Origin of the sequence: Prosthecobacter debontii (assembly GCF_900167535.1) — a bacterium.
Classification (GTDB): Bacteria; Verrucomicrobiota; Verrucomicrobiia; order Verrucomicrobiales; family Verrucomicrobiaceae; genus Prosthecobacter; species Prosthecobacter debontii.
In genome coordinates this window covers 1-5,364 of record NZ_FUYE01000039.1, presented here as the reverse complement: position 1 = coordinate 5,364, position 5,364 = coordinate 1, and the positions used below count along the sequence as shown (strand labels likewise).

General features: G+C 51.3%; 2 tRNA genes and 2 rRNA genes. All 4 read right to left on the bottom strand.

The window, feature by feature from the left end:
- Positions 1 to 55 precede the first annotated feature (55 nt).
- The 4 genes from B5D61_RS25360 to B5D61_RS25345 all read right to left on the bottom strand — a co-directional run bounded on the left by B5D61_RS25360 (position 56) and on the right by B5D61_RS25345 (position 5,029).
- Positions 56 to 2,898 (bottom strand): 23S ribosomal RNA (locus B5D61_RS25360).
- Between the two features lie 197 nt (positions 2,899 to 3,095).
- Positions 3,096 to 3,172 (bottom strand) — tRNA-Ile (locus B5D61_RS25355).
- 59 nt (positions 3,173 to 3,231) lie between these two features.
- Positions 3,232 to 3,307 (bottom strand) — tRNA-Ala (locus B5D61_RS25350).
- Between the two features lie 176 nt (positions 3,308 to 3,483).
- Positions 3,484 to 5,029: ribosomal RNA gene (locus B5D61_RS25345) — 16S ribosomal RNA — on the bottom strand.
- The 16S and 23S rRNA genes sit together here with 2 tRNA genes alongside, the layout of an rRNA operon.
- Positions 5,030 to 5,364 lie beyond the last annotated feature (335 nt).

Here is a 5,364-nt window from a genome sequence, read left to right as displayed (position 1 = left end):
ATGAACAATTTCGGTTTGGGCCGACGTGTGTGTCTTGTTTTGAAAGGAATGAAGGCAATGCAAGACAAACGGATGATTAGTATCGCTAAGCTGAACACATTACTGCGCTTGCACCCGCGACCTATCAACGTGGTAGTCTTCCACGATCCTTCAGGGAAAGTTTATCTCGGGATGAGCTTGGCGCTTAGATGCTTTCAGCGCTTATCTCTTCCGCACATAGCTGCCCAGCGATGCTCTTGACAGAACAACTGGAACACCAGAGGTGCGTTAATTCCGGTCCTCTCGTACTAGGAATTAAACCCCTCAACTTTCCTGCGCCCACAGAGGATAGAGGACCGAACTGTCTCGCGACGTTCTGAACCCAGCTCGCGTACCGCTTTAACCGGCGAACAGCCGGACCCTTGGGACCTTCTCCAGCCCCAGGATGCGATGAGCCGACATCGAGGTGCCAAACCTTGCCGTCGATATGAACTCTTGGGCAAGATCAGCCTGTTATCCCTAGCGTACCTTTTGTCCGTTAAGCGACGGCAATTCCACATTAAACCGCCGGATCACTTTGGCCTACTTTCGTATCTGTTCGACTTGTCAGTCTCACAGTTAGGCTGGCTTATGCCAATGCACTCAACACGTGATTGCCAACCACGCTGAGCCAACCTTCGCGCTCCTCCGTTACTCTTTGGGAGGATACCGCCCCAGTAAAACTGACCGGCTGACATGGTCCCACGCCCGGATGACGGGCCGCGGTTAGATCGTTCAATACCCAAGGGTGGTGTTTCATTGATGGCTCCATGTTACCCGAAAGTAACACTTCAAAGCCTCCCACTTACGCTAAGCATGAAAACCAAACGACCAGTGACAGCTTACAGTTAAGGTGCATAGGGTCTTTCCGTCCTTCTGCGGGTAAGCAGCATCTTCACTGCTATTACAATTTCACTGAGCCCCTCGTTGAGACAGCGGACAACTCGTTACACGATTCGTGCAGGTCGGAACTTACCCGACAAGGAATTTCGCTACCTTAGGACCGTTATAGTTACGGCCGACATTCACGGGGACTTAGGTTCAGAGCTTCGCCTTGCGGCTAACCCCTTGCCTTAATCTTTCCGCATTGGTCACGTGTCACATCGTATACTTGGACTTTCGTCTTGGCACAATGCTGTGTTTTTGATAAACAGTCGGTTGTCCCCTTTCACTGCGACCCTCCTAAGAGGGCATCCCTTCTTCCGAAGTTACGGGACTAGATTGCAGAGTTCCTTAACGAGGTTTCACTCTTACGCCTTGGTATACTCTACCCACCCACCTGTGTCGGTTTGCGGTACGGGCGGCCTTGGAAAGGGGCACAGGCTTTTCTAGACGCTCAATTCAAGAGTCCGGGCTTGGATCGCTCCGCACCCTGCTGCCACTTTCAATCGGCATGCTCTCTCCTCTGACGTGAACCTGTACTTTAACCAAAGCCGGTGCAGGAATATTGACCTGCTGTGCATCGCCTACGCCAATCGGCCTGGACTTAGCTCCCGACTAACCCTGGGACGAAAATCGTTGCCCAGGAAACCTTGGGTTTACGGCGGACAGGGATTTCACCTGTCTTATCGTTACTTATGTCTGCATCCTCACTTCTGTGAACTCCACGGTCAGTCACCTTCACGCTTCAAGGCTCACAGAACGCTCCCCTACCAAAGTATGACCCTTAGATCATACAGTCCAAAGCTTCGGTATAACGCTTATCGCCAATCATTTTCGGCGCGAGATCTCTCGATGAGTCAGCTATTACGCACTGTTTAAATGGTGGCTGCTTCTAAGCCAACATCCTCACTGTCAAAGAAATCTCACTTCCTTTCCACTGAGCGTTATTTAGGCACCTTAGCTGTTGAGCTGGGCTGTTTCCCTTTCGACAATGAAGCTTATCCCCCACTGTCTTACTGCCATGCTTCACTCAAGGGTATTCGGAGTTTGATTGAGTTTGGTAGACGGGTATGCCCCCTAGCTCATTCAGTGCTCTACCCCCCTCGATCAGCGCATGACGCTGCACCTAAATACATTTCGGGGAGAACCAGCTATTACGGGGTTTGATTAGCCTTTCACCCCTACCCACAGCTCATCCGAGGACGTCTCAAGGTCCACCAGTTCGGTCCTCCACGTCCGATTAAAGACGCTTCAACCTGGCCATGGGTAGATCACCACCGCTTCGGGTTCAGCCCGTGCAACTTAGCGCCCTATTCGGACTCGCTTTCGCTCCGCCTCCACCCCAGAAGGGCTTAGGCTTGCCACACAGACTGACTCGCAGACTCATTTTGCAAAAGGCACGCTATCACCGGACAAGCCGGCTCTAACACCTTGTGGGTATGTGGTTTCAGGTACTATTTCACTTCGCTCACGGCGGATCTTTTCACCTTTCCCTCGCGGTACTTGTTCACTGTCGGTCACTAGCGAGTATTTAGCCTTATGCCGTGGTCGGCACAGATTCATGCGAAGTTTCACGTGTATCGCATTACTCAGGAAATCCCTAGGCGGTTTCAAGTTTTCGGTTACGGGCCTTTCACCCTCTGTGGAGCGACTTTCCATCCGCTTCACCTAACTATTCACCTGCCACATTGGGCTCCTACAACCCCAGGAGGAAACCTCCTGGTTTGGGCTGTTCCGCTTTCGTTCGCCACTACTGACGGAATCGCTTTCGCTTTCTTCTCCTCGCCCTACTGAGATGTTTCACTTCAGGCGGTTTAGCGTGCTTGCTCCTATGTATTCAGAGCAAGACGATACAGTATGAACTGTATCAGGTTATCCCATTCGGAAATCCCCGGATCAATGCCTGCTTGCGGCTCTCCGAGGCTTATCGCAGCTTACCACGTCCTTCATCGCCTGCTAGTGCCAAGGCATCCACTACATACCCTATAAATCTTGCATTGCTCATATCCTTTTCTAAGCCCTGTCTTGCGACAGAACCGAAAGTCATAAGAGCACACTTCTTTCTTATCTTTTATTGAAACCTTTTCAGATCTCAACGTCTGGCTCTATGTAAAATTGTTCTTTCTTTTACTCTGTATGCAGTTGTCAAGGAACTTACGCTCCCCAGAAAACTTCTCTCTCATCTTCATCGGAAATGGTGGGCAGGACTGGACTCGAACCAGTGACCCCCGCCTTATCAAGGCGGTGCTCTAACCAACTGAGCTACATGCCCTTTTGGAGTCGATGGCTTACATCACAAATCCGAAGTCTCTCTCACCTGCCAAATTTCTTTGGTGGAGGTTAGGAGACTCGAACTCCTGACATCAAGCTTGCAAAGCTAGCGCTCTACCAACTGAGCTAAACCCCCGATCAAGATGTTCAATTTCAAAAACGAAAACTAAATGGTGCGCTGCGGTTTCATATCACGTAGAAAAGGTGTGAGCGCTTTCGCAGATTCACATACCTGCTTCCCATTACTGGTCAGCGAGATATCGACCTTGTCCGTTAATTGAGTGTGAGACACTCAGCGGACATTCTCCATAGAAAGGAGGTGATCCAGCCGCAGGTTCCCCTACGGCTACCTTGTTACGACTTCATCCCAGTCACCAGTCTTGCCTTAGGGCACTGTCTCCTTGCGGTTGACGCATGCACTTCGGGCGAAACCAGCTTCCATGATGTGACGGGCGGTGTGTACAAGACCCGGGAACGTATTCACGGTGCCGTAGCTGATGCACCATTACTAGCGATTCCAACTTCATGGAGTCGAGTTGCAGACTCCAATCTGAACTGAGCCCAGTTTTACTGATTTCCTCCACCTCGCGGTATCGGTTCACATTGTGCTGGGCATTGTAGTACGTGTGCAGCCCTGGTCGTAAGGGCCATACGGACTTGACGTCATCCCCACCTTCCTCCTCGTTGATCGAGGCAGTCTGACTCGAGTGCTCCGGTAAACCGGGTGGCAACAAATCACAGGGGTTGCGCTCGTTGCGGGACTTAACCCAACATCTCACGACACGAGCTGACGACAGCCATGCAGCACCTGTGCAAATCGGTTATTGCTAACCTAGCTAACTTTCATTAGCGACAAGATGCATGTCAAGACCAGGTAAGGTTCTTCGCGTTGCATCGAATTAAGCCACATACTCCACCGCTTGTGCGGGTCCCCGTCAATTTCTTTGAGTTTTAATCTTGCGACCGTACTTCCCAGGCGGCATACTTAACGCGTTAGCTCCGGCACAGGAAGGGTCGAATCTTCCCACACCAAGTATGCACCGTTTACTGCCAGGACTACCGGGGTATCTAATCCCGTTCGCTCCCCTGGCCTTCGTGCCTCAGTGTCAGTAACTGTCCAGTGACCTGCCTACGCCTTTGGTATTCCTCTCGATATCTACGCATTTCACTGCTACACCGAGAATTCTAGTCACCCCTCCAGTACTCTAGCATGGCAGTATCGGATGCAGTTCCGAGGTTGAGCCCCGGGCTTTCACATCTGACTTGCCACGCCACCTACGCACCCTTTACGCCCAGTGATTCCGAACAACGCTTGAGACCTCTGTATTACCGCGGCTGCTGGCACAGAGTTAGCCGTCTCTTCCTCTTGCGCTACCATCAATTTGCTCAGGTATTATCCAAGCAACCTTGTTCACGCATGACAGGAGTTTACAATCCGAAGACCTTATCCTCCACGCGGCGTCGCTCCATCAGGGTTGCCCCCATTGTGAAAGATTCTCGACTGCTGCCACCCGTAGGTGTCTGGACCGTGTCTCAGTTCCAGTGTGGCTGGTCGTCCTCTAAGACCAGCTACCCGTCGTCGCCTTGGTGGGCCATTACCCCGCCAACTAGCTGATAGGCCGCGGACCAATCGGAAAGTGACAGGTCTTTCGATCCCCGTCTTTAGTCTCTCGACCACATGCGGTATTAATCCAAGTTTCCCTGGGCTATCCCCCGCTTTCCGGAATGTATCCACGTGTTACGCACCCGTTCGCCACTAAACATCACTTGTATTGCTACTCATAATGTCCCGTTCGACTTGCATGTCTTATCCACGCCGCCAGCGTTCGTTCTGAGCCAGAATCAAACTCTCCAAAAATTGGTGCTGGCATCTTTTGAATGCCAGCTAAATTGAACCTTGTTTTCTTTCAAACAAGCCACGCGTTATCCACACGCAGCGCACAATTTAGCTTTCGTTTTTGTCTCTCCAAATTCCTCAAACTCACTCGCCCTAGAGGCTCATTCGCTCTCGTAATCTGAAGATGTTGTTTTCTGAAAGATCCATTTCTAATCCGCTGAAAGTGAACCGCTTACAGCGTCTCGCTTCCCTCGTCTCAGCCGCTCCTGTTTCGGTGGCGGATTGGCAGTATGGACAGTTCCCCGCTCCCCGCAACCTCTTTCTGCTCCTTTTTTAAAGTTTTTTGACCAAAAAGG